We start from the raw sequence: 1945 nt of genomic DNA on the forward strand, positions 1-1945 counted from the left end.
CCCGGCCCGCGGGTCAGCCGCGGGCGCCCGGGCCGTCGCGGTCCAGCTCCGCCCGCAGCCGCTGGAGCCACTCCCGGCCCAGCCGGCGCCCGTCGGGGAGCTGGTCGTCGCGGTCCCAGCGCCACGTCGTGACCACCGCCAGGACGAGGGTGCGGCACGCGCGCAGCAGGTCCCGGTCGACGCCCGGGTAGTGCTCGGCGACCTCCTCGGGCGCGTGCGCCAGGTCGAACTCGACGGGCCCGCGGCAGCACGTCTCGAAGTCGACGAACAGCGGCCCGCCCGCCGCGGCGAGCACGTTGCCCGGGTGCGGCTCGCCGTGCAGCAGCTGCCCGGTGCCGCGCCCGCCGACCACCCGCCCCAGGTCCCGCAGCACGCCGCCCAGCAGCTCCCGGTCCGCCCCGGTGAGCGCCGGGGTGCGGTCGCGGTCGGCCACGAGGCGCCGGGCCTGCCCGACCCGGTCCAGCACGTGCCCGGCGGGGACGTCGACCTCGCGCATGCCGGCGTGCAGCCGCCGCAGCGCGTCGGCGTAGTCGGCCGGCGGGACCGGCCCGGTCGTCACGGGTTCGTGGTGGGTCCACAGCGTGACCGCGAAACCGTCGCGCTCGTGGACGTGCGGCCCCGCCCGCGGGTCGGGGGCGGCCACCGGGCTCCCGCGGGCGGCGAGCCGCCGGGCGACCTCGACCTCGAACCGCGCCACCTGGTGCGCCAGGGGTGCCACCCGGGCCACGGTGTCGCAGGGCAGCAGGCGCAGGGTGAGCTTGCTGGAGTCGTGCAGGACGACCGCGTCGTCGACCGCCAGGCCCAGCGACGCGGCGACCGACGTGGCCGCGTCCACCGCGCGCCGGGCCTGCGAGACCTCCACCGCGGCGAGCTACCGGGCCCGCGCGCGCCGGTGGGCGGCCATCCGGACCGGGGCGTCGGCGGTGCCGCAGCCGTCGTAGCCCCCGAGCCGCTGCACGAACTCGAAGAACACCCGGTCGCCGAGCACCTCGGTGGCCAGGTGCAGGTACCCGCCGCCGGCGTCCTCCTCGTACATCAGCCCGTGCTCGCGGACCGCGGCCAGCAGCTCCGCGGGCAGGTCGAAGCGGGCCTCGAGGTCGTCGGCGTAGTTGGCCGGCAGCACCAGCAGCGGTGCCCCGGCGGCCCGCAGCGCCCGCGCCGTCGCGACGACGTCGTCGGTGGCCAGGGCGACGTGCTGCGGCGCCGGGACCCCAGGGGCCCAGTCCCCGCGCCGCAGCCTCGCGGCGCTGAGGACGAGGCGGACCACGCGGCGCGGATCCGTGACCACGCGGGTGCGGACGAGCCCGAACGGCGCCTGGACCTCGGTGACCGCCTGCGGGTCCAGGTCCAGCACGGCCCGGTAGAACAGGGCGGCCTCGTCGTAGGCGTCGAACGGCTGGGTGAGCCCGACGTGGTCGATGCGGCTCACCCCGGCGGCGGCCCCGGCCGGTTCGGCGGTGGGGACGAAGTCGGCCGGCCAGCCGTCCGCGCCGGTGCGGGTGAAGAAGAGCTGGGTGCCGTCGGGTGCGGCCACGGCGGACAGCTCCGCCTCGGCGGCGCCGCGGACGCGGGGCAGCACCGGGGCCAGCAGCGCCTCGGCGCGCGCCGCGGAACCGGCCGGGTCCTCGCTCTCCAGCCCCAGGGCGACGACGGCGGCGACCCCGGCCGCGCCCCGCCCGGGGGCGTCCGCGGGCAGGTCGTGCAGCAGCACCCGCGCCTGGCCCTGCTGCCACAGTTGCACGGGTTTGGTGCGGTGCCGGCCGGTCCGGGTGAAACCCAGCGTCCGCAGCGCGGCGGCCAGCGGCGGGCCGGAGGCCGCGTCCACGCCGAGCTCGACGAACGAGTGCCCCAGCAGCGCGGGCGCCGGCGGTGTCGCGGGGCGCACCCGCACGACCTCGCGCGCCGGCCCGGCACCCGTGGGCCCCGCGCCGGTGGGCGCCGCACC

At 79.4% G+C, this 1945-nt stretch carries 2 protein-coding genes; both read right to left on the reverse strand.

Features of this window, described 5'->3' with window-relative positions; translation table 11 throughout:
- Positions 1-13: 13 nt before the first annotated feature.
- Positions 14-862 (reverse strand): phosphotransferase, encoded by an 849-nt coding sequence (locus tag ABEB16_RS17120; protein ID WP_345713432.1) that lies wholly within the window; start codon positions 860-862, stop codon positions 14-16.
- A gap of 9 nt (positions 863-871) precedes the next feature.
- Positions 872-1945: VOC family protein (locus tag ABEB16_RS17125; protein ID WP_345713433.1), on the reverse strand; the 1074-nt coding region annotated here is incomplete at its 5' end.

Origin of the sequence: Kineococcus glutinatus (genome assembly GCF_039542765.1) — a bacterium.
Taxonomy (GTDB): Bacteria; Actinomycetota; Actinomycetes; order Actinomycetales; family Kineococcaceae; genus Kineococcus_A; species Kineococcus_A glutinatus.